This window comes from Streptomyces sp. CB02980 (assembly GCF_014451325.2).
Classification (GTDB): domain Bacteria; phylum Actinomycetota; class Actinomycetes; order Streptomycetales; family Streptomycetaceae; genus Streptomyces.
This window is the reverse complement of record NZ_JACSCH020000003.1, coordinates 134,617-160,099: the sequence shown is the minus strand read 5'-3', so window position 1 is coordinate 160,099 and position 25,483 is coordinate 134,617. Positions and strand designations below refer to the sequence as shown.

At 72.6% G+C, this 25,483-nt stretch carries 23 protein-coding genes; 13 read left to right on the top strand and 10 right to left on the bottom strand.

Annotation, left to right across the window (positions count from 1 at the left end):
- Nucleotides 1–6 precede the first annotated feature (6 nt).
- Nucleotides 7–681, bottom strand: coding sequence for a Crp/Fnr family transcriptional regulator (locus E0F75_RS07595; RefSeq protein ID WP_015034542.1), 675 nt, complete (start codon nt 679–681; stop codon nt 7–9).
- A 185-nt stretch (nt 682–866) separates the two neighbouring features.
- Between E0F75_RS07595 and nth the strand changes: the two genes are divergently transcribed.
- The 3 genes from nth to E0F75_RS07580 all read left to right on the top strand — a co-directional run bounded on the left by nth (nt 867) and on the right by E0F75_RS07580 (nt 3,968).
- Complete coding sequence (nth, locus tag E0F75_RS07590) at nt 867–1,916, top strand: endonuclease III (RefSeq protein WP_229312580.1); 1,050 nt, start codon at nt 867–869, stop codon at nt 1,914–1,916.
- Between the two features lie 81 nt (nt 1,917–1,997).
- Nucleotides 1,998–2,702 (top strand): CoA pyrophosphatase, encoded by a 705-nt coding sequence (locus tag E0F75_RS07585; protein WP_187621744.1) that lies wholly within the window; start codon nt 1,998–2,000, stop codon nt 2,700–2,702.
- A gap of 66 nt (nt 2,703–2,768) precedes the next feature.
- Nucleotides 2,769–3,968: a MarP family serine protease gene (locus E0F75_RS07580; RefSeq protein WP_187621743.1), complete on the top strand. Its 1,200-nt coding sequence runs from the start codon at nt 2,769–2,771 to the stop codon at nt 3,966–3,968.
- Between the two features lie 84 nt (nt 3,969–4,052).
- On the opposite strand, the gene E0F75_RS07575 is transcribed toward E0F75_RS07580, so the two are convergent.
- The 6 genes from E0F75_RS07575 to E0F75_RS07550 all read right to left on the bottom strand — a co-directional run bounded on the left by E0F75_RS07575 (nt 4,053) and on the right by E0F75_RS07550 (nt 12,065).
- Entirely contained in the window at nt 4,053–4,250 is a 198-nt protein-coding gene (locus E0F75_RS07575; protein WP_229312579.1) for a hypothetical protein, read from the bottom strand.
- A 143-nt stretch (nt 4,251–4,393) separates the two neighbouring features.
- Nucleotides 4,394–5,332, bottom strand: a complete 939-nt coding sequence (locus E0F75_RS07570; RefSeq protein ID WP_187621742.1) for an alpha/beta fold hydrolase — start codon at nt 5,330–5,332, stop codon at nt 4,394–4,396.
- Nucleotides 5,329–5,826 (bottom strand): phage holin family protein, encoded by a 498-nt coding sequence (locus E0F75_RS07565; RefSeq protein WP_187621741.1) that lies wholly within the window; start codon nt 5,824–5,826, stop codon nt 5,329–5,331. Before E0F75_RS07565 ends, E0F75_RS07570 begins: the two co-directional genes overlap by 4 nt.
- 57 nt (nt 5,827–5,883) lie before the next feature.
- Complete coding sequence (gene nhaA, locus E0F75_RS07560; protein WP_187621740.1) at nt 5,884–7,278, bottom strand: Na+/H+ antiporter NhaA; 1,395 nt, start codon at nt 7,276–7,278, stop codon at nt 5,884–5,886.
- A gap of 259 nt (nt 7,279–7,537) precedes the next feature.
- Nucleotides 7,538–9,493 (bottom strand): acetate--CoA ligase, encoded by a 1,956-nt coding sequence (gene acs / locus E0F75_RS07555; RefSeq protein WP_187621739.1) that lies wholly within the window; start codon nt 9,491–9,493, stop codon nt 7,538–7,540.
- Nucleotides 9,494–9,710: 217 nt separating this feature from the next.
- On the bottom strand, nt 9,711–12,065 hold the full coding sequence (locus tag E0F75_RS07550; protein WP_187621738.1) for a bifunctional SulP family inorganic anion transporter/carbonic anhydrase: 2,355 nt from the start codon (nt 12,063–12,065) through the stop codon (nt 9,711–9,713).
- A gap of 313 nt (nt 12,066–12,378) precedes the next feature.
- Here E0F75_RS07550 and E0F75_RS07545 point away from each other — a divergent pair, with 313 nt between their 5' ends.
- Complete coding sequence (locus E0F75_RS07545; RefSeq protein ID WP_187621737.1) at nt 12,379–13,713, top strand: hypothetical protein; 1,335 nt, start codon at nt 12,379–12,381, stop codon at nt 13,711–13,713.
- A 234-nt stretch (nt 13,714–13,947) separates the two neighbouring features.
- On the opposite strand, the gene E0F75_RS07540 is transcribed toward E0F75_RS07545, so the two are convergent.
- Nucleotides 13,948–14,931, bottom strand: coding sequence for an ATP-binding protein (locus E0F75_RS07540; RefSeq protein ID WP_187621736.1), 984 nt, complete (start codon nt 14,929–14,931; stop codon nt 13,948–13,950).
- 102 nt (nt 14,932–15,033) lie between these two features.
- On the opposite strand from E0F75_RS07540, the gene E0F75_RS07535 reads away from it, so the two are divergent.
- Complete coding sequence (locus tag E0F75_RS07535; protein ID WP_187621735.1) at nt 15,034–15,852, top strand: oxidoreductase; 819 nt, start codon at nt 15,034–15,036, stop codon at nt 15,850–15,852.
- A gap of 424 nt (nt 15,853–16,276) precedes the next feature.
- On the opposite strand, the gene E0F75_RS07530 is transcribed toward E0F75_RS07535, so the two are convergent.
- Entirely contained in the window at nt 16,277–17,143 is an 867-nt protein-coding gene (locus E0F75_RS07530) for an HAD family phosphatase (RefSeq protein WP_187621734.1), read from the bottom strand.
- A 453-nt stretch (nt 17,144–17,596) separates the two neighbouring features.
- On the opposite strand from E0F75_RS07530, the gene ssd reads away from it, so the two are divergent.
- From ssd to E0F75_RS07495, 7 genes are read left to right on the top strand one after another with little or no spacing between them, the layout of a single operon-like run.
- Nucleotides 17,597–18,769, top strand: a complete 1,173-nt coding sequence (gene ssd / locus E0F75_RS07525) for a septum site-determining protein Ssd (protein WP_229312578.1) — start codon at nt 17,597–17,599, stop codon at nt 18,767–18,769.
- Entirely contained in the window at nt 18,766–19,920 is a 1,155-nt protein-coding gene (locus E0F75_RS07520; RefSeq protein WP_187621732.1) for a TadA family conjugal transfer-associated ATPase, read from the top strand. Before ssd ends, E0F75_RS07520 begins: the two co-directional genes overlap by 4 nt.
- Nucleotides 19,917–20,807, top strand: coding sequence for a type II secretion system F family protein (locus E0F75_RS07515; protein ID WP_374115379.1), 891 nt, complete (start codon nt 19,917–19,919; stop codon nt 20,805–20,807). The genes E0F75_RS07520 and E0F75_RS07515 overlap by 4 nt, the downstream gene beginning before the upstream one ends.
- Nucleotides 20,804–21,583, top strand: coding sequence for a type II secretion system F family protein (locus E0F75_RS07510; protein WP_229312577.1), 780 nt, complete (start codon nt 20,804–20,806; stop codon nt 21,581–21,583). Before E0F75_RS07515 ends, E0F75_RS07510 begins: the two co-directional genes overlap by 4 nt.
- Before the next feature lie 5 nt (nt 21,584–21,588).
- Entirely contained in the window at nt 21,589–21,831 is a 243-nt protein-coding gene (locus E0F75_RS07505) for a DUF4244 domain-containing protein (protein ID WP_374115377.1), read from the top strand.
- Entirely contained in the window at nt 21,818–22,204 is a 387-nt protein-coding gene (locus E0F75_RS07500; RefSeq protein WP_187621731.1) for a TadE family type IV pilus minor pilin, read from the top strand. Before E0F75_RS07505 ends, E0F75_RS07500 begins: the two co-directional genes overlap by 14 nt.
- A complete protein-coding gene (locus E0F75_RS07495; RefSeq protein WP_229312576.1) occupies nt 22,201–22,623 on the top strand; it encodes an Rv3654c family TadE-like protein in 423 nt (140 codons plus the stop codon). Before E0F75_RS07500 ends, E0F75_RS07495 begins: the two co-directional genes overlap by 4 nt.
- Here E0F75_RS07495 and E0F75_RS07490 read toward each other — a convergent pair.
- Nucleotides 22,517–25,042, bottom strand: a complete 2,526-nt coding sequence (locus E0F75_RS07490; RefSeq protein WP_187621730.1) for a DEAD/DEAH box helicase — start codon at nt 25,040–25,042, stop codon at nt 22,517–22,519. The two genes, E0F75_RS07495 and E0F75_RS07490, sit on opposite strands and share 107 nt — an antisense overlap.
- Before the next feature lie 81 nt (nt 25,043–25,123).
- Between E0F75_RS07490 and E0F75_RS07485 the strand changes: the two genes are divergently transcribed.
- A complete protein-coding gene (locus tag E0F75_RS07485; RefSeq protein WP_015034520.1) occupies nt 25,124–25,477 on the top strand; it encodes an STAS domain-containing protein in 354 nt (117 codons plus the stop codon).
- Nucleotides 25,478–25,483: the final 6 nt, after the last annotated feature.

The window sequence follows — 25,483 nt, the reverse complement described above, 5'->3', positions numbered from 1 at the left end:
GGATGCCTACCGCGAGCGCTTCGCGAGGCGCTCCACGTCCAGCAGGATCACGGCGCGGGCCTCCAGGCGCAGCCAGCCGCGCTGGGCGAAGTCGGCGAGCGCCTTGTTGACCGTCTCGCGGGAGGCGCCGACCAGCTGGGCCAGCTCCTCCTGGGTGAGGTCGTGGACGACGTGGATGCCCTCCTCCGACTGCACGCCGAAGCGGCGCGACAGGTCGAGGAGCGCGCGGGCGACACGGCCCGGGACGTCGGAGAAGACCAGGTCGGACATCTGGTCGTTGGTCTTGCGCAGCCGGCGGGCGACGGCGCGCAGCAGCGCGGTGGCCACCTCGGGGCGGGCGTTCAGCCAGGGCTGGAGGTCGCCGTGGCCCAGGCCGAGCAGCTTGACCTCGGTCAGCGCGGTCGCGGTGGCGGTGCGCGGGCCCGGGTCGAAGAGCGACAGCTCGCCGATCAGCTCGCCGGGGCCGAGGACGGCCAGCATGTTCTCCCGGCCGTCGGGGGAGGTGCGGTGCAGCTTCACCTTGCCCTCGGTGACCACGTACAGGCGGTCGCCGGGGTCGCCCTCGTGGAAGAGCGCGTCGCCACGGGCGAGCGTCGCCTCACTCATCGAGGCGCGCAGCTCGGCAGCCTGCTCGTCATCGAGCGCCGCGAAGAGCGGGGCGCGCCGCAGAACGTCGTCCACGAGTTCTCTCCATACTGTCGACCTGCTCAGGGACCTGCGTCCCATGATGCCGGACGTACAAAACCGTGCGATCAATCACAACAAGTTTGACGTACCGAGTCGCTCGTCCGTACGTCAGGGGCCCGATTGGGCGCTGATCGGCCATGCCCGGGGCGGATGTCGGTGGTGGCCCCTAGGCTGGCCGGGTGTCCAACTCGCCGGTGAGAGCGCAGGCCAAGGGGGCTGAAAGAGTGTCGGCCGAAGGTAATTCCGCTGTGGGCGAACACGGCGTGTCGAAACGGGCGAAAGCCGCAAATCGGAAGCCCGCCGAGCCGGTGGAGCCCGCGAACTCCGCCAAAGCGGCCAAGGCTGCCAAGCCCGTGAAGCCCATGAAGGCCACCGAGCCCGTGAAGGCCGTGAAGCCCGCGAAGGCCACCAAGCCCGCGAAGGCCACCAAGCCCGCGAAGCCCGCCAGGCCCGCGAAGCCCGAGTCGCGGCTCGCGATGGTCCGCCGGGCCCGCAGGATCAACCGCGAGCTCGCCGAGGTCTTCCCGTACGCCCATCCGGAGCTCGACTTCCGCAACCCCTTCGAGCTGCTCGTCGCCACGGTCCTCTCGGCGCAGACCACCGACCTCCGGGTCAACCAGACCACCCCGGCCCTCTTCGCGAAGTACCCCACGCCCGAGGACCTCGCCGCCGCCGTGCCCGAGGAGGTCGAGGAGCTCATCCGCCCCACCGGCTTCTTCCGCGCCAAGACCAAGTCGATCATGGGTCTCGCGGCCGCCCTCCGGGACGACTTCGGCGGCGAGGTCCCCGGCCGCCTCGAAGACCTCGTCAAGCTCCCCGGCGTCGGCCGCAAGACCGCCTTCGTCGTCCTGGGCAACGCCTTCGGGGTCCCCGGCATCACCGTCGACACCCATTTCATGCGGCTCGTCCGGCGCTGGCGGTGGACCGAGTCCGACGACCCCGTGAAGATCGAGGCCGAGGTCGCCACGATCTTCCCGAAGAGCGAGTGGACGATGCTCTCGCACCGGGTGATCTTCCACGGCCGCCGCATCTGCCACGCCCGCAAGCCGGCCTGCGGCGCCTGCCCGATCACCCACCTCTGCCCGTCGTACGGGGAGGGCGAGACCGACCCCGAGAAGGCGAAGAAGCTGCTCAAGTACGAGATGGGCGGCTTCCCCGGCCAGCGGCTCGACCCGCCGCCCGGCTACCCGGGCCGCCCGGCGCCCCCACTCGGCGCGAGCGGCGGCTGAGACCTGTTCCCCGGACACCCGCAAGAGCTCCAGAGGGAACGAACCCGTACATCGATCGCGTTGTGAAACTCGGGGGTGCCTATGACGCGCACTGACGAAGAGATCCACGGGCCCGGCACCGGCGGGCTGCTCAGCAGGGACGGCCTGCCCGACTGGCTCGGGCCCGTCGTCCGGGCCGCCCGCACGGTCGAGCCCGAGCAGCTGAGCCGCTTCCTGCCGCCCGCGAGCGGCGCCGGGCGGCAGTCCGCCGTCCTCGTCCTCTTCGGCGAGGGCGACCGCGGCCCCGAGCTGCTGCTCATGGAGCGGGCCGGCAGCCTCCGCTCGCACGCGGGACAGCCCTCCTTCCCCGGCGGCGCCCTCGACCCCGAGGACGGCGAACCGTCGGACGGCGGGCTGCTGCGCGCCGCCCTGCGCGAGGCCCAGGAGGAGACCGGGCTCGACCCGGCCGGCGTCCAGCTCTTCGCCGTCCTTCCCCAGCTCTACATCCCGGTCAGCGGCTTCGTCGTCACCCCGGTCCTCGGCTGGTGGCGCGCCCCCAGCCCCGTCGGGGTCGTCGACCCCGGTGAGACCGCCCGGGTCTTCACCGTGCCCGTGGCAGATCTCACGGATCCGGCGAACCGCGCGACCGCGGTCCATCCGAGCGGCCACCAGGGCCCCGCATTCCTGGTCGCATCCGCTCTGGTCTGGGGTTTTACAGCCGGAGTGATCGACAGACTGCTGCATTTCTCCGGCTGGGAACGCCCCTGGGACCGGTCCAAGCAGGTCCCGCTCGACTGGCGCTCATGACAGGCTGAACCCCGGCGGACTGGCTGATCCCCGGCGACCGGAAACGAATCTGCGAGGCAATTGACGGTGAACGTGCTGGACATCTTGTTGCTGCTCGCCGCCGTCTGGTTCGCGATCATCGGTTACCGCCAGGGTTTCGTGGTCGGCATCCTGTCGGTGATCGGCTTCCTCGGCGGCGGCCTCGTCGCCGTACTGCTGCTGCCGATCCTCTGGGACCAGCTCACCGACAACAGCGAGGTCTCCACCACGGCGACGGTCGTCTTCGTGATGGTGGTCATCGTCTGCGCCTCCGTCGGCCAGGCCTTCACCACCCACCTGGGCAACAAGCTGCGCCGCCACATCACCTGGTCGCCCGCCCGCGCCCTCGACGCCACCGGCGGCGCCCTGGTCAACGTCGTCGCGATGCTGCTCGTGGCCTGGCTGATCGGCTCGGGCCTCGCCCGCACCACCATGCCCACCCTGGGCAAGGAGGTACGGAACTCCAAGGTGCTGCTCGGCGTCGAGCAGGTGATGCCCGATCAGGCGTCCCGCTGGTTCGACGACTTCAGCTCCACCCTGGCCCGCAGCGGCTTCCCGCCGGTCTTCAGCCCCTTCGCCAACGAGCCGATCACCCCGGTCATGCCCCCCGACCCGGCGCTCGCCCAGAGTCCGGTCGCCGCCCGCGCCCAGCGCTCCATCGTGAAGGTCGTCGGCACCGCGCAGAGCTGCGGCAAGGTCCTCGAAGGCACCGGATTCGTCTTCGCCGACCGCCGCATCATGACCAACGCCCACGTCGTCGGCGGCGTCGACGAGCCGACCGTCCAGATAGGCGGCGAGGGCAGGCTCTACGACGCCAAGGTCGTCCTCTACGACTGGCAGCGCGACATCGCCGTCCTGGACGTGCCGGACCTCAGGGCCACGCCGCTGACCTTCACCGACGAGGACGCCCGCAGCGGCGACAGCGCGATCGTCGCCGGATTCCCGGAGAACGGCTCGTACGACGTGCGCTCGGCGCGTGTGCGCGGCCGTATCAACGCGGACGGACCCGACATCTACCGCCGGGGCGAGGTGCGCAGGGACGTGTACTCGCTGTACACGACGGTCCGCCAGGGCAACTCCGGCGGCCCGCTCCTCACCGTCGACGGCGAGGTGTCCGGCGTGATCTTCGCCCGCTCCCTCGACGACGTGAACACCGGCTACGCCCTGACCGTCGACGAGATCCGCGAGGACATCGAGCTCGGCAGGACCGCGAACCAGCAGGTCGACACCCAGGCCTGCGCGCTGTAGGCCCGCTGCGACCCCCGCAACGGGCGCCCGGCCGCTGGTGGCGACGGGCGCCCGCGGCGCTTCAGGGTGCTGTCGGAGGTGCTGTTACGGGGTGTCGCGGGGATGCCTGAGCCGGGCCGAGACCCAGCGGGCCCGGCGGCGGAGGATGCGCGAGATCCCCACCCCCCGCGCGGCGTGCGCACCGCCCGGGTCCGGCGGTCCGACCCCCTCGCGGGAGCCCTGCCCGGCGGCCGAGCGGCGGTTGCGTGCTGTCGTGTCACCGTAGTCGTGCGTCCAGCCCATACCTCGACGTCTGCCCGTGGCCCAAGGTCGGTAACCGCCCGGGGGCCCGCCAATCGGAGTATGCGCGAGGCACATGGCCGTTCGAAGGAAGTCTGTACGCACCGGAGCGGCCAGAGGGACCGTCAGCGCTCGGCCGGGGACCGTCAGCGGTCGGGCTCGGGGTCCTTCAGCCAGTTGACGAGCTCCGTCGAGAAGGCCACCGGGTCCTCCTCGTGCGGGAAGTGACCGAGCCCGTCGAAGAGCCGCCAGCGGTACGGCGCCTCCACGTACTCGCCCGATCCCGCGGCGCTGCGGGTCCGCATCACCGGGTCGAGGGAGCCGTGCAGATGCAGGGTCGGCACCCGCACCGGCCGCTTCATGCGCCGGTTGAACTGGATGCCGTCCGGGCGGGCCAGCGACCGCACCATCCAGCGGTACGGCTCGATCGAGCAGTGCGCCGTCGACGGGATCAGCATCGCCCGCCGGTACACCTCGATCGCCTGCTCCTCGGAGGCGCGGACGGGCTGCGGCCCCGACCAGTCCCGGATCAGCTCGCCCACCAGCGCCGCGTCGTCCGCGACGAGCTGACGCTCCGGCAGCCACGGCCGCTGGAAGCCCCAGATGTGCGAACCGGCCCGCGACTGGGCGAAGTCGGAGAGCATCGCCGAACGCCAGCGGCGCGGGTGCGGCATCGAGGAGACCACGAGCCGGCGCACCAGCTTGGGCCGCATGACGGCCGCCGTCCAGGCGAGGTAGCCGCCCAGGTCGTGCCCGACGAGCGCCGCGTCCGGCTCGCCCAGCGAGCGGATCACGCCGGTGACGTCGAGGGCCAGGTTGGCGGGGTCGTAACCCCGGGGGGTGCGGTCGCTGCCGCCGACCCCGCGCAGGTCCATCGCGACGGCCCGGAACCCGGCCTCGGCGAGCAGGGGCAGCTGATGGCGCCAGGTCCACCAGAACTGCGGGAAGCCGTGCAGGAGCAGCACCAGCGGGCCGTCGCCCATCTCGGCGATGTGGAAGCGGGCGCCGTTGGCGGCCACGTCGCGATGGGTCCACGGCCCGTCGAGCCGGACGGGCCCGCCGTTGCTGCTCTCGGGGAGGGTCATACGGACGAGCGTGCCACAGTGGGGGCCTTGTCCAGCGCCTTGTCCAGTGCCTTGGCGGGCTCCGGACGCGGGTGCGGCTTGACGGTGGAGATCACCGCGGCCGTCTGCTTGGCCGAGGCGATGGACTTCTCCGGCGGCTTGACCTTCTTGAACTTGGCGTACGCGATCACGCCGAGCAGCACCGCGAGCAGCACGTTCGCCGCGAAGGAGAGCAGGAAGCACCAGACGAGGTTCCAGCCCCCGTTGCCGTTGTGCCCGCCGGTCCAGGTGTTGATGGCGTACGCGAGCGCGAAGCTCAGCATCGGGAGCGAGAACAGCAGCACGACCGCGGCCGTGATGCCGGCCGCGCTCCCGATCACACCGCGCTTGACGTCCTGCCTGATCTCGGCCTTGGCCAGGGCGAGCTCGTCGTGCACCAGTGCGGACATCTCGGCGGTCGCCGAGGCGACCAGCTGGCCGAGGCTGCGCTCGGTGCCGTCGTACGGGTCGCTCATCGCTGCTCCCTCTTCTCTTCTGCGGTCCGAGTTCTCTTCTACGCGGTCCGACTCAGATCATGCCGGACGGTCGGCCCCGTCGCGCGGTGCCCCCGCCAGTTGGGCGCGCTCACGGTGTTCCGCGGCCTTCTTCTCGTAGATCTCGGCCATCCGAAGGTGGTACGCCGGGTCGTGCTCCTCGTAGATGTCGGGGATGCCGTCCTGGTCGTCGTCGCGCTCCTCGTCGGAGACGAGGGCCTGGTACCTGCGGACGCGCAGCTTCAGCAGGACCGAGGCGAGGACGGCCGCGATGAGCGAGCCCATGAGGACCGCGGCCTTCACCTCGTCGGTGAGGGCCTCGTCCCCGGCGAAGGCGAGCTCGCCGATGAGCAGCGACACGGTGAAGCCGATGCCGGCGAGGGTGGCGACGGCGAAGACGTCCGGCCAGGTCAGGTCGGGGTTGAGCTCCGCACGGGTGAAGCGGGCGGCGAGCCAGGTGCCGCCGAAGATGCCGACGGCCTTGCCGACGACGAGACCGAGGACGACGCCGAGGGTGACGGGCTGGGTGAAGACGTCGTGGATCGCGCCGCCGGAGATGCTCACCCCGGCCGAGAAGAGCGCGAACAGCGGGACGGCGAGGCCGGCCGAGAGCGGGCGGACGAGGTGCTCGATGTGCTCGCCGGGGGAGTGCTTCTCGCCCTCCCGGGTGGTGCAGCGGAGCATCAGGCCCATGGCGACACCGGCGATGGTGGCGTGGACGCCGCTGTTGTACATCAGGCCCCAGATGACCAGGGCCAGCGGGACGTACACGTACCAGCCGCGGACCTCCTTGCGGAGCAGCAGCCAGAAGAGGAGGAGTCCGGCGAAGGCGCCGCCGAGCGCGGCGAAGTTCAGGTCGCTGGTGAAGAAGATCGCGATGATCAGGATCGCGAAGAGGTCGTCGACGACGGCGAGGGTGAGCAGGAAGGCGCGCAGCGCGGAGGGCAGCGAGGTGCCGATCACGGCGAGGACGGCGAGCGCGAAGGCGATGTCCGTGGCGGTGGGGACGGCCCAGCCGTCCATCGAACCGTTGCCGACGGTGTTGACCAGGACGTAGACGAGGGCGGGCGCGGCCATGCCGCAGAGCGCGGCGATGACGGGGAGCGCGGCGGCCTTGGGGTCGCGCAGTTCGCCCGCGACGAGTTCGCGCTTGAGCTCGATGCCGGCGACGAAGAAGAAGATCGCGAGGAGGCCGTCGGCCGCCCAGTGCTGGATCGAGAGGTCGAGGCCGAGGGCGGCGGGTCCTATGTGGAAGTCGCTGACGGACTCGTAGCTGCCGCTCAGGGTGTTGGCCCAGATGAGGGCGGCGACGGCGGCGACGAGGAGCAGGACACCACCGACGGTCTCGGCGCGCAGGGCGTTGGTGAGGTACTGGCGCTCGGGCAGGGGGAGACGGCCGAGGAACTTGCGGTCGGTGGGTGCGGGCGCGGCCACGTGGGAAAACCTCCGGTCGGGTGGGCAGGACTGAGCACATGCCGACCAGACTTCCCGGCGCACCTAGGTTTTCTTGTCGCGTCGTTGACGCGATCCTTACTTTACCTAACGAGCGTGGGTTGGGTCCGGCGAGATTCACTTTAGGGATTTCTGCGGCTTTCGTCCCTTCGGAGAAGGTCAAGCGAAACGCCCGCCCCACTGGCTCGGGGCGGGCGTTTCGCTTCGTACGGGCGTGGAGCCCGCGTCGTACGGGCCGGGCTCAGTCCTCGCTGGAGGCGGACGGCAGCTGGGTCTGGATGAGCGACATGACCGAGGAGTCGGTCAGCGTCGTGACGTCGCCCAGCTCGCGGTTCTCCGCCACGTCGCGCAGCAGACGGCGCATGATCTTGCCCGAGCGGGTCTTCGGCAGCTCCGCCACCGGCAGGACGCGCTTCGGCTTGGCGATCGGGCCGAGGGTCGCGCCGACGTGGTTGCGCAGCTCGGCGACCAGGTTCTCGTCCTCGCTGGCCGTACCGCGCAGGATGACGAAGGCGACGATCGCCTGACCGGTGGTCTCGTCGGCGGCGCCGACGACGGCCGCCTCGGCGACGGCCGGGTGCGAGACGAGGGCCGACTCGACCTCGGTGGTCGAGATGTTGTGACCGGAGACGAGCATGACGTCGTCGACCCGGCCGAGCAGCCAGATGTCGCCGTCCTCGTCCCTCTTCGCCCCGTCACCGGCGAAGTACTTGCCCTCGAAGCGGGACCAGTACGTGTCGATGTAGCGCTGGTCGTCGCCCCAGATGGTGCGGAGCATCGACGGCCACGGCTCGGTGAGGACCAGGTAGCCACCGCCGCCGTTCGGCACCTCGTTGGCCTCGTCGTCGACGACGGTCGCGCCGATGCCCGGCAGCGGTCGCTGGGCGGAGCCCGGCTTGGTCTCGGTGACGCCCGGCAGCGGCGAGATCATCATCGCGCCGGTCTCGGTCTGCCACCAGGTGTCCACGATCGGGGTCTTGCCCGCGCCGATGTGCTCGCGGTACCAGACCCAGGCCTCGGGGTTGATCGGCTCGCCGACCGAACCGAGCACCCGGAGGCTCGACAGGTCGAACTTGGCGGGGATGTCGTCGCCCCACTTCATGAACGTGCGGATCGCGGTCGGCGCCGTGTAGAGGATCGTGACGCCGTACTTCTGCACGATCTCCCAGAACCGCCCCTGGTGCGGGGTGTCCGGGGTGCCCTCGTACATCACCTGCGTCGCGCCGTTGGCCAGCGGGCCGTACACGATGTACGAGTGCCCGGTGACCCAGCCGATGTCGGCGGTGCACCAGTAGACGTCCGTCTCCGGCTTGAGGTCGAAGACGGCGTGATGGGTGTACGCGGCCTGGGTGAGGTAGCCGCCGGAGGTGTGCAGGATGCCCTTCGGCTTCCCCGTGGTGCCCGAGGTGTAGAGGATGAAGAGCGGGTGCTCCGCCTCGAAGGCCTCCGGGGTGTGCTCGGCGGACTGGCGGGCGACGATGTCGTCCCACCACACGTCGCGGCCCTCGGTGAACGCGGTGTCCTGGCCCGTACGGCGGACCACGAGGACGTGCTCGACCTGCGGGCACTTGGCGACGGCCTCGTCGATGGCCGGCTTGAGGGCGCTCGGCTTGCCGCGGCGGTAGCCGCCGTCGGCGGTGACGACCAGCTTGGCGTCGGCGTCCTGGATGCGGGAGGCCACGGCGTCGGCCGAGAAGCCGCCGAAGACCACCGAGTGGGCGGCGCCGACGCGGGCGCAGGCCAGCATCGTGATGGCCGCCTCGGGGATCATCGGCAGGTAGACGGCGACGCGGTCGCCCTTGCGGACACCCAGCTCGGTCAGGGCGTTGGCCGCCTTGGAGACCTCGTCCTTGAGCTCGGCGTAGGTGATCGAGCGGCTGTCGCCCGGCTCGCCCTCGAAGTGGATGGCGACCCGGTCGCCGTGGCCGGCCTCCACGTGCCGGTCGACGCAGTTGTACGCGACGTTCAGCTCGCCGTCCGCGAACCACTTGGCGAACGGCGGGTTCGACCAGTCGAGGGTCTCGGTCGGCTCGGTGGCCCAGGTCAGGCGCTTGGCCTGCTCGGCCCAGAAGCCCAGCCTGTCCGCCTTGGCCTGCTCGTACGCCTCCGCCGTCACGTTGGCGTGCGCGGCCAGCTCGGCGGGCGGCGAAAATCGACGCTCTTCCCGAAGCAGATTGGCCAGGCTTTCGTTGCTCACGACATCTCCCTTTCCCAGGGCGTCCTCTGTGCGTATGTGTCCCGTGTCATAGCTCATCAGTCGGAGGCCCGGGTGACAAGAGCCTCCAGGCAATTGGTTTAGACCTGTGAGTCGTATGGCGTGCGGGGGCCCCTTCCCCCGAGCGGTGGGAGAAGGGGCCACACAGTCTCACGGACCGGGGGAGCGGAAGGTTCAGGACGCGCTGCCCCGTCCCTGATCAGGACGCTCTCGCCGCTTCCAGGGGCTCCGTCGGCATGACCTGGGTGAAGACGTCGTCGTACGAGTGCACCTCGTCCGTCCCGGAGAGGAGGTACGCCTGCGCCTCGCCCACATGGAAGTACACGCCGTGCAGCGAGAGCGTGCCCTCGGCGAGCCGCCGCGCCACCGGCTCGTACGCCCGCAGGTGCTCCAACTGCTGGACCACGTTGGTCAGACAGAGCTGCTCGACCGCGTCCGCCGGAAGCCGCCCGGAGATCCGGGCCCAGGCGTGTCTCCGGCTCACCATCCGCTCCAGGCTGGGCCGGCCGTGGCGCAGCCAGCGGCGGAGCGGGGTCGGCGGGTCGTCCGGCCCGGCGTTGAGCAGGGCCTGCATCGCGCCGCAGCCCGAATGGCCGCAGACGGTGATCGACTCGACCCGCAGCACCTCCACCGCGTATTCGATCGCCGCCGCCACCGAGTCGTCGCCGCTCTCCTCGCCGGGCAGGGGGACGAGGTTCCCGACGTTCCGCACGGTGAACAGGTCGCCGGGGCCGCTCGACGTGATCATGCTGGTGACGAGGCGGGAGTCGGCGCAGGTCAGGAAGAGCTGCGAGGGGGTCTGGCCCTCCCGGGCGAGCCGCGCGAGCTCGTCCCGGACCAGCGGGGCCGTGTTCCGCTGGAACTTGCCGATGCCGCTGGCCAGCTTCAGACCCGTCGTACGAGGGGTCTCCACGGCCTCGTCGGGCCGCTCGTCTGGCTGCTCACCGCACTGGTGGTTGTGCCACGGGGTCCAGGGCCGGCAGCAGGTGTGCGCGGCGGCGGCCGAGGGGGTGGGCTCGGCGATCCTCGTCCCGGAGGGGCCGGTCGTCTCGACCGTCCCGCCGTGGGCGAGGTGTCCCGCGGTCCAGTCGCTGAGCGTCTCGTAGGCGGCGTGGTCCATGAAGGAGCCGTCGAGCTCGACCACCACGTCGGAGCCGTGCGGCAGTTGGTGCAGGGCACGGCTCAGCCGGGGCACGGCGAGGAAGGTCAGCTGGCCCCGGACGTGCAGCAGCTGGCGCCCGTCCCGCTCCTCGCGGGTGATCCGGGTCCGGGCGAGCCGGTGCAGGGCGACGGCGATGGCCACGCCGATGCCGAGGGCGACGCCCTCCAGGATGCCGAAGAGGACGACGCCGGACAGCGTCACCGCGTAGACGACGACCTCGCGGTGCCGGGTGACGGTACGGATGTGGGTGATGCTGACCATCTGGATGCCGACCACCATGACCAGGGCGGCGAGCGCGGGCAGCGGGATCAGGTCGAGCACAGGCACGAGCAGCAGGGCCGCGAGCACGATCCACAGGCCGTGCAGCATCGTGGAGGCGCGGCTCACCGCGCCCGCCGAGACGTTGGCGACGCTGCGGACCGCGACGCCGGCCACCGGCAGGCCGCCGAGCGCCCCGGAGACCACGTTGGCGGCGCCCTGACCGGCGAGTTCGCGGTCGAGGGCGGAGCGCGGGACGCCCCGGCCGCCGTCCGGGCGGGCGGCGACCAGCTTGTCGACCGCGACGGCGGACAGCAGCGACTGCACGCTGGTGACCAGGGTGATCGTCAGCACCCCGGCCATGATGCCGAGTGCCGGGCCCTCGGGCAGACCGGGCAGGGCGTGACTGCTCCAGGAGGGCAGGTCGACGCGCGGGACGGTGAGCCCGGCGAACGCCGCGACCGCCGTCGCGCCGATCACCGCGACGAGCGCTGCCGGGACCTTGCGTACGAGCTTCCCGGCCCGGCCGGGCAGCCGGGGCCAGCACAGCAGCACGGCCACGGTGAGGGCGCTGATGCCGAGCGCCGCCGGGTGGATGTGCGCCAACTGGGCGGGCAGGCCGAGGACGTTGTCGACGGCGGAGCTCTGCGGGGTACTGCCGAGCACGATGTGGAGCTGGGCGAGGGCGATGGTGACGCCGATGCCGGCGAGCATGCCGTGCACGATCGCGGGCGAGACGGCGAGCGCCGAGCGGGCCACCCGGATTGCGGAGAGCCCGAGTTGGACGAGCCCGGCGAGCACGGTGATGGCGCAGGTGGTGCGCCAGCCGTACAGCTGGATGAGCTCGGCGGTCACCACGGTGAGGCCGGCGGCGGGACCGCTCACCTGGAGCGGGGAGCCGCCGAACCGGCCGGCGACCAGACCGCCGACGGCGGCGGCGACCAGGCCGGACTGGAGCGGGGCTCCGGTGGCGAGCGCGATGCCGAGCGAGAGCGGCAGCGCGATCAGGAAGACGGCGACGGACGCCGACAGATCGGCGCCGGCGATACGGAAGCGGCGTGGCGGCTCCGGCGGGCTGTGGGGCCGTTGGACGCGGGGCCGGTTGGTTGTGCGGGCAGGGGTGCAGAGGGTCATTCCCGTCTCCTCCGGGGCGGCGCGGTCGCGGTTCGTGCGGGACGAACGTGGGGGCTCGCGGCCGTGGGTCACGGCGTGCAGCGGCGGGATGCATGGCGGCGGCAAGGCGGGATTCCCGCCGGGGCGAGTATCAACGCTCGGTAAATGGATCGTAATGGAGAGTAAAGACTCCGGCATTATTTTCGGGGCAAACAGGGCAATGATTCACCGGTTCCGGTGAAGGGTGAGCGGATTGCCGCTTGTCGTTTCATCACTCCGGCTGTCGCGGTGCGACGTTGACGCCGCTCGCACGGAACCGAGGAGAGGTGCGCGGATGACACCCGCCGGGAGAAGGACCACTGCCCAGAGGAAGGCGCTCGCCGCCGGTGCCCTCGCCGTCGCCCTGATCGGCGGCCTCGCCGGCTGCTCGGGCTCCGACGGCACCGCCACGAAGAGCGCGCCGGGCGGTGCGGGCGCCAAGAAGGCACCGGCCGCCGCCCCGCCGAACGCGGTCCGCCTGATCGGCGACGGCTCCACCGCCTTCACCGGCGCCCAGCCCCACCAGCCCGTCTGGCAGCGCCTCAAGCCGGGCGAGACCCCGCCGCAGTTCGTCGTCTTCTCGTGGGACGGCGCCGGCGAGGACAGCCAGAAGCTCTTCTCCCACTTCCGCAAGGTCGGCAAGAAGTACGACGCCACCATGACGTACTTCCTCAGCGGCGTGTACCTGCTGCCCGAGGAGAAGCGGGAGCTCTACGACCCGCCGCAGCACAGCGCCGGGCGCTCCGACATCGGCTTCAACGACACCGAGGGCATCCGTGCCACCGTCCGCGAACTGCGCGGCGCGTGGCAGGAGGGCAACGAGATCGGCACCCACTTCAACGGGCACTTCTGCGGGGCCGAGGGCGGTGTCGGCACCTGGTCCGTCGAGGAGTGGAAGAGCGAGATCAAGCAGGCCAAGTCCTTCGTCAAGAACTGGAAGACCAACTCGGGGCTGCGCGCCGAGCAGCCGCTGCCCTTCGACTACGACAAGGAACTCGTCGGCGCCCGCACCCCCTGCCTCGAAGGCCGGACGAACTTCGTCCAGGCGGCGGCGCAGCTGGGCTTCCGCTACGACACGAGCGGCGTCAACGACCACATCTGGCCCAAGAAGGACCTGGGCCTGTGGGACCTGTCGCTCCAGCTCGTGCCGGTCCCGGGCCGCGCCTTCCAGACGCTGTCCATGGACTACAACTTCATGGTCAACCAGTCCCCGGGCACGACCCAGGGCAACCCCTCCCAGCGTGAGTACTGGGGCGACCAGATGCGGGACGGCCTGGTGCAGGCCTTCGAGCGCTCCTACCGGGGCAACCGCGCGCCGCTCGTCATCGGCAACCACTTCGAGTCCTGGAACGGTGGCGTGTACATGCGGGCCATCGAGGAGACCATCGCCACGGTCTGCGTCCAGAAGGACGTGAAGTGCGTGTCCTTCCGGCAGCTCGCCGACTGGCTCGACGCCCAGGACCCCGACGTCATCGCCAAGATGCGCACGCTGAAGGTCGGCGAGGCCCCGTCGGCCGGCTGGAAGGCCTTCCTCTCCCCCCAGCCGGCAACCGCCCCGGCCGCCCCGGCGGCGGCAGGTGCCACGGCCCCGGCGGCCGCCCGCCCCACCGACGGACGTCAAGCAGGCTGAACGGCACCGAGGCCGGCGCCGCGTCGGGCTCCGTCCGCCGTCGTGGTGGCTGGTGCGGTCAGCCGAGCCGCGCGGTCATCGGCTCGCCGAGTACGAAGTCGGGGTCGACCTGCGCAGCCAGGTCGGCCCCGGGCCCCTTCTTTCTGCTCCCCTTGCGCCGCTCGGCGCCGGGGCGCCTTGCGGGCTTCGTGGCGCTGCGTCGGACTCCGTCCGCCGTCGTGGTGGCTGGTGCGGTCAGCCGAGCCGCGCGGTCATCGGCTCGCCGAGTACGAAGTCGGGGTCGACCTGCGCAGCCAGGTCGGCCCCGGTTTTGGCGTTGCCCCAGCTCTCCGCGTTGCGCAGGTGGAAGTGGACCATCTGGCGTGTGTAGCGGTCCCAGTCGCGGTCGGCGTACGAGTCGTCCGCCGCGTCCTGGAGGGCCTGGAGCGACATGCGGTTCTCCGCCTCCAGGAGCTCGAAGCGGGGCGGACGGCCCTTCTCCATCGCGCGGACCCAGTCCGAGTGGCCCACCGTCACGAGCAGGTCGTCCCCGACCTCCGCGCGCAGGAAGTCCAGGTCGTCCTGGCCCTGCACCTTGTTGCCGACGACCTTCAGCGCGACGCCGAAGTCCCGCGCGTACTCCTTGTACTGGCGGTAGACCGAGACGCCCTTGCGGGTCGGCTCGGCGACCAGGAACGTCATGTCGAAGCGGGTGAAGAGGCCGGAGGCGAAGGAGTCCGAGCCGGCGGTCATGTCGACCACCACGTACTCGTCGGCGCCGTCGACCAGGTGGTTCAGGCAGAGCTCCACCGCGCCGACCTTCGAGTGGTAGCAGGACACCCCGAGGTCCGACTCCGTGAAGGGACCGGTCGCCATCAGACGGATCTCGCCGTCGTCGAGCGGCACCGTCCGCGCGCAGGCCTCGTAGACCGGGTTCTCCTCGTGCACCCGCAGCAGCCGTGAACCCTCCCCGGGCGGCGTCGTCTTGATCATCGTGTCCGCGGAGACGATCCGCGGGTTGCTGCCCCGCAGGTACTCCTTGATCAGCGGCAGATGCGCGCCCATCGCGGGCATCGCGGCGGCGTCCGCGTCGGGCAGGCCGAGCGCGGCACCCAGGTGCTGGTTGATGTCGGCGTCGACGGCTACGACCGGGGCTTCGTTGGCGGCGAGGTGGCGGATGAAGAGCGAGGACAGCGTGGTCTTGCCGCTGCCGCCCTTCCCCACGAAAGCGATCTTCATGTTCACCTAGGGTAGTGGTATGAACGCGCCGCGTGGTCGTGATGCGTGAAGAAGACCACTCCATCGTGGGGCGGGCCGCCGGGGCGCGTAGCCTCCCTACTTATGAGTACGCACGCCTCTGACCCCTTGGCCGCCCTCGGCTCCCTGCCGGGCGTCGCCGACGCGGTGGACTCCGTACGCAAGGCCGTCGACCGGGTCTACGGCCACCGTGTGATGCGCCGTCGCAGCAACGAGATCTCCTCCGAGGCGGCCCTGCGCGGGGCGCGCGGCTCGGCCGCGCTGTCCGGCGCCGACTGGGCCCTGGAAGAGGTCCGCCGCCGCACCGACTTCAGCTCCGACGCCGAGGCCCGCACGGTCGGCGCCGCGCTGCGGCTCGGCGCCGAGGCCGGGCAGCTGCTCTCCATCTGGCGCCAGTCGCCGCTGCGGGTCCTCGCCCGGCTCCACCTGGTCGCCGCGGGCGACCCGGGCGCATCGGTGGGCCGGCCCCGGCTGGACGGCGAGGGGGTCGACGAACCGCTGGTCACGGCCCCGCTGCCGACGCCCGCCGAGGTCGGCGGACGACTCGACGGGCTGGCGGAGCTGATCGTCGCGGGCGGCGAGGCCCCCGCGCTGGTGACGGCCGCCGTGGTCCACGGCGAGCTGCTCGCGCTGCGCCCGTTCACCTCGTACAACGGCCTGGTCGCACGGGCCGCGGAGCGGATCGCGCTGGTCGGCAGTGGCCTCGACCCCAAGGCGATCTGCCCGGCGGAGGTCGGTCACGCGGAGCAGGGACGGGCCGCGTACGTCGCCGCGTTCGAGGGGTATCTGTCGGGGACCCCGGAGGGTGTGGGCGGCTGGATCGCGCACTGCGGGCGCTCGGTGGAACTCGGTGTCCGCGAGTCGACGGCCGTGTGCGAGGCCCTCCAGCGCGGCGCGGCCTGAACCGGCGCGGCGCGGCCTGAACCGGCGCGGCGCGGACGGCGGCGCGGGTCCGGATCCCGGCCTCGGACGGACGGCCGCGCGGTCCGAATCCCGGTCCTGACAAAACGAGTCCGGGCCCCTCGCGGGGGCCCGGAACGGGTTGCGGCGGCACCAGTTCTGGTACCGCCGCTGGCACGTCTACCCAGTTACCATGCGTCCTCGAATATGTGCCCATCAGGCCGGGAACTTTGCCCGTGGCCTGGTGCGGCTGGCCCGTAATCGACGGGTCGACGTCGCGTGGGTGCTCGGTTTCTGTGCTAGGTCCGTGGGGCCTTCATGCTCAACAGGTGATCCTCTCGGATGTCCTCGGTCTCGCGGGCCTGATTCCTTTCTACTCCTGTCGGGGTAGAAGCGAAAGTGCTGGCTCCACTTCTCTGCTCATTGCTCAAATTCGGGCAAAGTCATCCGCGAGCCGATGGGCGAGCGCGGCCTGCCGACGCCGGGCGGCGTACCAGACGAGTCCGGCCCCCACGGCCGCCGCGCCCACCGCCGCCGCGGCGACGAGCGTGGGCCGGGGCGGCATACGGAATTCGGGCAGCCGCTGCTTGAGCCGCACCGGCTTCTCGAAGGCGAGAACCGGCCATTCCCGCGCCACGGCCTCGCGGCGCAGTGCCCGGTCCGGATTGACCGCGTACGGGTGGCCGACGGCCTCCAGCATGGGGATGTCGGTCGCCGAGTCGCTGTACGCGTAGCAGCGCGAGAGGTCGTAGCCCTCGGACTTCGCGAGCTCCCGGACGGCCTCGGCCTTCGTCGGCCCGTAGGCGTAGTACTCCACCTCACCGGTGAAGCAGCCGTCCTCGCCGACCACCATCCGGGTGGCGACGACCCGGTCGGCGCCGAGCATCTCGCCGATCGGCTCGACGACCTCGGCGCCGGAGGTCGAGACGATCACGACGTCGCGTCCGGCGGCGTGGTGCTCCTCGATGAGGGAGGCGGCCTCGTCGTAGATGATCGGGTCGATCAGGTCGTGAAGGGTCTCGGCGACGAGCTCCTTCACCTGGGCCACGTTCCAGCCTTTGCAGAGCGCGGAAAGATATTCACGCATCCGCTCCATCTGGTCGTGATCGGCCCCACCTGCCAGGAAGACGAACTGGATGTAGGCCGTCCGCAGGGCGGCGCGGCGGCTGATCAGTCCGCCCCGGTAGAAGGACTTGCTGAAGGTCAGCGTCGAGGACTTCGCAATGACCGTCTTGTCCAGGTCAAAGAAGGCGGCTGTGCGCGGCAAGGAGTGGTTTTCCACAAGCCTGAGCATAGGTGCCCGCCATTCGGCGTACGCTGGGGCGCGTGGGTTTGCCTGAGAAGGCTCTCGGGTACACCATGGAAGTCACGGATCGTTCGCGACCGTGCTAACCCGGTCCGGCTCCTCCCCCCCCCCGAGTCGGCCGGAGAGACGACCCCAGCTCTCCCCCCCGGCTGGGGTCGTCGCATGTCCGGAGCCGTTTTGGCGCTGTGGGACATCGTCCGCCTCCTTCCTTCCGGCCGTCGGCCACGCATCGTCCCGCGCTCCGCCGGGCCCTCGATTCATCACTCACAGTAACCGGCAGGATGCGTTCCGGGCAGCCCCCGGAGGAGTGGCGAAGATATTCACAGGGCTTCGGATATCCCCAGTTTTTCGGCAGGATCCCCAGGATTTCCGGTTCGGCCCCACGGTGATTCCTGTCGCGAAGTTCGCGAACGGCAGGAATCGCGAGATGGGGTGTGTGTCATGGAGGCGTCCAGGACTTCCGGGGTCAGGGGTACGAGGCGGACCTCGGTGTCGAGCGGGGCGGATCGGGCCCCGGTGCCGAGTGGTCCGGACGGACCCGGCGCCCAAGAGCAGCGCCGCACGGGGCCGTTGATCGTCACCGAGGACCTCGGACTGCTCGACGACCTCCTGCGGCTGTGCGCCGCGGCCGGGGTCGAACCCGAGGTGCACCACCGGGTGCCGGAGCGGCGGGCGAGCTGGACCGACCCACCGCTCGTCCTGGTCGGCGACGACGCCGCGGCGCGATGCCGGGGAGCGGCGCGCCGCCCGGGGACCGTCCTCGTCGGGCGCGACCGGGACGACTCGGGGGTGTGGCGGCTCGCCGTCGAGATCGGGGCCGAGTGCGTCCTGCGGCTGCCGGACGCCGAGGGCCTCCTCGTCGACCGCATCGCCGACGCGGCCGAGGGCGTGGGCCGGCAGGCCCTGACCGTCGGGGTCGTCGGCGGCCGAGGCGGCGCGGGCGCCTCCACCCTGGCCTGTGGTCTCGCGCTGGCCGCCGCGCGAGCCGGGCGGCGCACCCTGCTCGTCGACGGCGACCCCCTGGGCGGGGGACTCGACGTGTTGCTCGGCGGCGAGCGCGAGGAGGGCAGACGATGGCCCGACTTCGCGGCCTCGAAGGGCCGGCTCGCCGGTGGCGCCCTGGAGGAGTCCCTGCCGTCCGTGCGGGGCGTCCGGGTGCTCAGCTGGGGCAGGGAGCCCGCGGCGTCGGTGCCGGCCGAGGCCGTGCGGTCCGTGCTCGCGGCGGCCCGCCGCCGGGGCGGGGTCGTCGTGGTGGACCTGCCGCGCGCGGCCGACTCGGCGGCCGTCGAGGCCCTGGCCCAGCTCGACCTCGGACTGCTCGTCGTGCCGGGCGAGTTGAGGGCCGTCGCGGCCGCGCACCGGGTGGCGTCGACCCTCTCCATGGGCGTGCGCGACCTGCGGGCCGTGGTCCGCGGACCGTACGCGGCCGGGCTGGACGAGCGATGGGTCGCCGACGCGCTGCGGCTGCCGCTCGCCGGTGAACTCCCTTACGACCCGGGGATCGTGGCCGACCAGGACGCGGGCGTGCCGCCGGGCGCCGAGCCCCGTGGTCCCCTCGGCCGGTTCTGCGACGCCTTCTGGGAGTGCGCCCTCGCCCCTGGCGGTGCGGCGTGACCGGCGGCGCGGGGCTGCTCGACGCGGTGCGGCAGCGGCTCGCGGCAAGCGGGTCCGAGCCCACCCCGGCGCGGGTCGCGGCGGCGCTGAGGGCGCAGGGGCGGCTGCTCGGCGACACGGAAGTGTTGGGTGTGGCCGAGGAGTTGAGGTGCGAGCTGATCGGCACCGGGCCGCTCGAACCGCTGCTCGCCGACCCGGCCGTCACCGACGTCCTGGTCTCGGCACCCGACCGGGTGTGGGTGGACCGGGGCGCCGGCCTCGAGCGGGCCCCGGTGTCCTTCACCGACGCCGCCGCCGTGCGCAGGCTCGCGCAACGGCTTGCGGCGGTGGCCGGACGCAGGCTCGACGACGCCAGGCCCTGGGTGGACGCGCGACTGCCCGACGGCACCCGGATGCACGCGGTGCTGCCACCGGTGGCGGTCGGCTCGACCTGTCTGTCGCTCCGGGTGGTCCGCCCGCGCGCCTTCACCCTGGAGGAGCTGGCGGCGGCGGGCACGGTGCCGCCGGGCGGCGCCCCCATCCTGCGCGCACTCATCGACGCCCGGGTGTCCTACCTGGTCAGCGGCGGCACCGGGACGGGGAAGACCACACTGCTCGCCTCCCTGCTCGGCCTGGTGGGGGAGCGGGAGCGGATCGTCCTCGCCGAGGACTCGGCGGAGCTGCGGCCCGACCATCCGCACGTGGTGCGTCTGGAGGCACGGCCCGCGAACCAGGAGGGCGCCGGACTCGTGACCCTGCGGGACCTGGTCCGGCAGGCGCTGCGGATGCGGCCGGACCGGCTGGTGGTCGGCGAGGTCCGGGGCGGTGAGGCGGTCGATCTGCTCGCCGCTCTCAACACCGGCCATGAAGGCGGCTCGGGCACGGTCCACGCCAACACCGCGGCGGACGTGCCGGCGCGTCTCGAAGCCCTGGGGACGGCGGCCGGGCTCGACCGGGCCGCCCTGCACAGCCAGTTGGGGGCCGGTCTGTCGGTGGTGCTCCATCTGGCGCGGGACCGGGACGGGCGTCGGCGGATCGCCGAGGCGCACGTCCTGGAGCGGGACCGGGACGGCCTGGTGCGGACGGTTCCCGCGCTGCGGTGGGGCGCGGCCGGGTTCGTGCGGGAGCGGGGCTGGGAGCGGCTGAGGTCGCTGATCGGAGGGGGAGCGTGAGCACGACGGGGGTGTCCGTACGGGACGTGGCCCAGGCGGCGTTGGCGGTCTGCGCGGTCGTGGCGTTGTGGGAGGCGGTCGAGCGGAGGCGCGTCACGGGCCGGGCGCGGATGGTGCTCGCCGGTGGGGACGCCGGGCTCCCCGGGACTCTCGGTGGCCCCGTGGTGTGGTCGGCGGCGGCGGCGCGCTGGTGGGCCGTGCTGCGGGGGCGGCGGGCCTGGCTGTGTCTGCCGGTGGCGGGAGTCGTCGCGGTGCTCGGTGAGTCGCCGCTTCCGCTGGTGTTGGGGGTGGTCGCGGTGCCGGTCGTCGGGCGGCGGCTGCGGGAGGCCGGTCGCCGGAGGGAACGCGAGGCGCGGGCCGAGCGCGTGGTGGCCCTGTGCGGGGCCGTCGTGGGGGAGTTGAGGGCCGGTTGGCAGCCCGCGCAGGCCCTGTCCTTCGGGGCCCGTGAGACGGGCGCGCTCGGCGACGAGGAGGCGGCGGTGCTCGCGGCGGCCCGGTTCGGCGGGAACGTGCCGGAGGCCCTGCGGAGAGCGGCCGGGCAGGACGGCGCCGACGGGCTCGCGGGGATGGCGGCGTGCTGGCAGGTGGCCGTGGACGGCGGCGCGGGCCTGGCCGCCGGCCTCGACCGGCTCGAAGCGGCTCTGCGGGACCACCGCGAGCAGCGCGAGCGGTTGCGCGCCGAACTCGCCGGGGCCTGGGCGACGGTGGCCGTCCTCGCGGTGCTGCCGCTCGCCGGTGTCGCCCTCGGAGCGGCTCTGGGCGCGGACCCGCTGCGGGTGCTGCTGCACACACCGGCGGGCCTGGGCTGCCTCGTCGTGGGCGGGGCTCTGGAGGCGGCCGGGCTGTGGTGGGCCGCGCGGATCGTCCGAGGAGGGGAGCGGGCGTGAGGGGGGCCGTGCAGGTGGCAGCGGTGGCGGCCGCGGCGATCGTCTGGTGCGAGCAGGGAGTGCGGGAGCTGGTGTGCGGGCGGAGGGCGCGCGGGATGCGGCGGAGGCTGCGAGACCTGCTGCCGGCCCCCGCCCCCGCCCCGGACCCTCGACCGCGGAGGATTCGGTCCGGGCTGCCGCGGTGGGCGGGGCACTGGGTGGCGCCCTTCGGGGCGGCCGGGCTCGGCTGGGTGCTGTTCGGGGTGTTCGGCGGTCTGATCGCCGCCGTTCTGGTTGTCGCGGCCGTCAGACGTGGAGCGGCGAGCAGGTCCGCCGCGCCGGCGGACACGGAGGACGACGCAGTGCGGCATCTTCCGCTGGCCGCGGATCTGTTGGCGGCCTGCGCCTCGGCCGGAGCCGGGCCCGGGGAGGCGGCGGAGGCCGTCGGGCGGTCCCTCGGCGGCCCCCTGGGCGAGCGACTGACCCGTACGGCGGCCGAACTGAGGCTCGGCGGCGAACCGGCCGAGGTGTGGCGGAGGTTCGGCGCGATACCGGGCGCCTCGGGCCTTGCACGCTGCATGGAACGGGCCGGCTCCTCGGGGGCACCCGCGGCGGAGGCCGTCGCCCGGCACGCGGCCGCGCTGCGGTCGGCCCGCGCCCGGACGGCGGCGGCCGGGGCGCGCCGGGCGCAGGTCCTGATCAGCGGGCCCGTGGGGCTCTGCTTCCTGCCGGCCTTCCTGGCGGTGGGAGTGGCCCCGGTGGTGATCGGTCTGGCGACGGGACTTCTGGACGGATGAACGGCATGACACGACGAGAACGACGGATCGAGGAGGTCGGCATGGGAGTCAAGGCGGCGATGGGCGACTGGTGGCGGGCGCGGCGGGAGGCGGCGCGCCGGGACGAGGGGATGACCACGTCCGAGTACGCGGTGGGGACGATCGCGGCGGCGGGGTTCGCCGCGGTCCTGTACAAGATCGTGACCAGCGGGACGGTCTCGGGAGCGCTGGAGTCGATGATCGGGAAGGCTCTCGATGCGCCGTTCTGACCGGGGTTTCGTGACCGTGGAGGCGGCACTGGTGCTGCCCGTCCTCGCCCTCTTCACGGTCACCCTGCTCTGGGCGCTGGCGGCGGCCGCCGCGCAGATCCGCTGTGTGGACGCGGCGCGGGCCGGGGCGCGGGTCGCGGCCCGCGCCGAGCCCGTGGCCTCCGCCGAGTCGGCCGCGCGGGCCGCCGCGCCAGAGGGCGCCCGGGTCGCGGTGACGCGGTCGGGGGAGCTGTGGCGGGTGACGGTGGAGGCCCCGGCCCCGGGCCCCCGGGGCATGGGGCTGACCCTGCGGGCGGAGGCCGCCGCGCTCGCGGAGGACGCGACGATCGGCGGCCCGGCACCGGGCGCCCCGGAGAAGGGAAGCCCGCCGTGACGGCCGACGCGCGCGGCCGGGACCGGGGTGCGGCGACCGTGTGGGCGGCGTTCGCGGCCTGTGCGCTGTGCGTGGTGTTCGGGGCGGTGCTCGCGCTCGGGCAGGCGGTGGCGGCCAGGCACCGGGCCGGCGGGGCGGCCGATCTGGCGGCGCTCGCCGCCGCCGACCGGGCGCTGTGGGGCGAGGCCGAGGCCTGTGCCGCCGCCGCCCGGGTGGCCGCCGCGCAGGGCGCCGAGCTGGTGGGCTGCGCGGTGCGGGGCGAGCTCGCGGAGGTGACCGCCCGGGTCGCACGCGGCCCCTACCGGCCGGAGGTCAGGTCCCGGGCGGGCCCTCAGGCCCCTCCGCCGGCGGCGTCTCGGGTGCCTCGGGCGTCTCACGTGTCTGCGGGGGCTCCGGAGCCTCTCGGAGGATCTCCGTGAGGAGGCGGACCGCGCCGCGCTTGTGGAGGGGGTCGTTGCCGTTGCCGCACTTCGGGGACTGGATGCAGGACGGGCAGCCCGCCTCGCACTCGCAGGAGGCGATGGCCTCCCGGGTGGCCGTCAGCCAGGCACGGGCCGTGTGGAAGGCGCGCTCGGCGAAGCCCGCGCCGCCCGGGTGGCCGTCGTACACGAAGACGGTGGGCAGCAGGGTGTCCGGGTGGAGCGGTACGGAGACTCCGCCGATGTCCCAGCGGTCGCAGGTGGCGAAGAGCGGCAGCATGCCGATGGAGGCGTGCTCGGCCGCGTGCAGGGCGCCCCCGAGGATCTCCGGGGTGATCCGGGCGGCGTCGAGCTGGTCCTCGGTGACCGTCCACCACACGGCCCGGGTGCGCAGGGTGCGGGGCGGCAGGTCGAGCTTGGTCTCGCCCAGCACCTCGCCCGTGATCAGGCGGCGGCGCAGGAAGGAGACGACCTGGTTGGTGACCTCGACGGAGCCGTAGCAGAGGCGGCCGGCTCCCCAGGGGATCTCGGTCTCGGTGTCCAGGACGGCGATGGAGGTGGTGTCGCGGGCAGTGGTGGAGTACGGCGGGACGGCCTCCTCCACGAGTGCCACGGAGTCCTTCAGGTCGAGCTCCCGCACCAGGTAGGTGCGGCCCTGGTGGAGGTGGACGGCGCCCTCGTGGACGGCCGCGTGGGAGGCGGCCTCGTCGACCGTGCCGAGCAGCCGGCCGGTGCCGGCCTCCACGATCCGGACGGGGCTGCCGCCACCGCCCCGGATGTCCGTGAGGTCGGCGGCCCGCTCGCGGCGGGTCCAGTACCAGCCGGTGGAGCGGCGGCGCAGCAGGCCGGCGCCTTCCAGCTGGGGCAGCAGGTCGGGGACGGCCGGGCCGAACAGGGCCAGGTCGGCCTCGGTCAGCGGGAGCTCCGCGGCGGCGGCGCACAGATGGGGGGCGAGGACGTACGGGTTGTCCGGGTCGAGGACGGTCGACTCGACCGGCTGGTCGAAGATCGCCTCCGGGTGGTGGACCAGGAAGGTGTCCAGCGGGTCGTCGCGGGCGATCAGGATCGCCAGGGCGCCCTCCCCCGAACGGCCGGCGCGGCCCGCCTGCTGCCACAGGGAGGCCCGGGTGCCCGGGTAGCCGGCGATCAGGACCGCGTCCAGGCCCGAGACGTCCACGCCCAGCTCCAGGGCGGTCGTGGCGGCCAGGCCGAGGAGCTCGCCGGAGTGCAGGGCCCGCTCCAGGGCCCGGCGCTCCTCGGGGAGGTAGCCGCCGCGATAGGCGGCGACCCGCCGGGCGAGGGCGCGGTCGGTCTCGGCGAGGCGTTCCTGGGCGATCACCGAGATCAGCTCGGCGCCGCGCCGGGAGCGTACGAACGCGACCGAGCGGACGCCCTGGCGGGTCAGGTCGGTCAGCAGGTCCGCGGTCTCCGCCGTGGCGGTGCGGCGCACGGGCGCTCCGCGCTCACCGTGCAGCTCGGTCAGCGGCGGCTCCCACAGGGCGAAGACCAGCTCGCCGCGCGGGGAGGCGTCGTCGGAGACCTCGGTGACCGGCAGGCCGGTGAGACGGCCGGCGGCGAGGGCCGGTTCGGCCGAGGTGGCGGAGGCGAGGAGGAAGACCGGCTCGGAGCCGTACCGGGCGCAGATCCGGCGTAGTCGCCGCAGCACCTGGGCGACATGGGAGCCGAAGACGCCCCGGTAGGTGTGGCACTCGTCGATCACGACGTAGCGCAGGGAGCGCAGGAAGGAGGCCCACCTGGGGTGGGAGGGGAGTATGCCCCGGTGCAGCATGTCGGGGTTGGTCAGCACGTGGTTCGCGTACTGGCGGACCCACTCGCGTTCCTCGACGGGCGTGTCGCCGTCGTAGACGGCGGGGCGGATCCGGTTGCCGAGCGGGGCGGCCAGTTCCCGGACGGCGCGCCGCTGGTCGGCGGCGAGGGCCTTGGTGGGCGAGAGGTACAGGGCGGTGGTCCCGCGACCGTTCGGGGCCTCCGAGCCGTCCAGGAGGGTGCTCAGGACCGGGGCGAGGTAGGCGAGCGACTTGCCCGAGGCGGTGCCGGTGGCGATCACCACGTTCTCGCCGTCCAGGGCGTGCTCGGCGGCCTCCGCCTGGTGTGCCCAGGGGTGCTCGATCCCGGCCGCCTCGATCGCCGCGATCACCTCCGGACGGATGCGATGCGGCCAGACGGCATGACGACCCTCCCGGGCGGGCATGTGCTCCGTATGAGTGATGCGCGCGGTCCGGCTCTCGCCCGACGAGAGTCGGTCGAGGATCATGCCGGGGGAGGGGCGGCTGCCCGTGTCTCCGGCGGGTCGACGGGGGCGCTGATTCTTGGCCATCGGCACCGAGTGTGTCACTGCCATGACGGACAATGCTTCCAAGGCGTCGTGCATGGCTGCTGGTAAGTGATTGAATGCCATCGCGGCTGGCGATCAGTTCCCTGACTCCGCCCGGGAGACCCAGTGGGGACGATCGTTCGATAGCAAGGTGCTGGAGGATCCGTGGACCTGTCCCTGTCGACTCGCAATGTGTCCGGCGCTGGTGGTGACCGTACGGTCGTCGAGGTCGGTGGCGAGATTGATGTGTATACCGCGCCCAAGCTGCGCGAGCAGTTGGTCGAGTTGGTGAACGACGGCAGCTACCACCTGGTTGTCGATATGGAGGGCGTGGACTTCCTCGACTCCACCGGCCTCGGTGTGCTCGTCGGCGGCCTGAAGCGCGTTCGTGCCCATGAGGGCTCGCTGCGTCTGGTCTGCAACCAGGAGCGCATTCTGAAGATTTTCCGGATCACGGGTCTCACCAAGGTGTTCCCGATCCACACCTCGGTCGACGAGGCCGTCAACGCCGTCGACTGAGCCCAG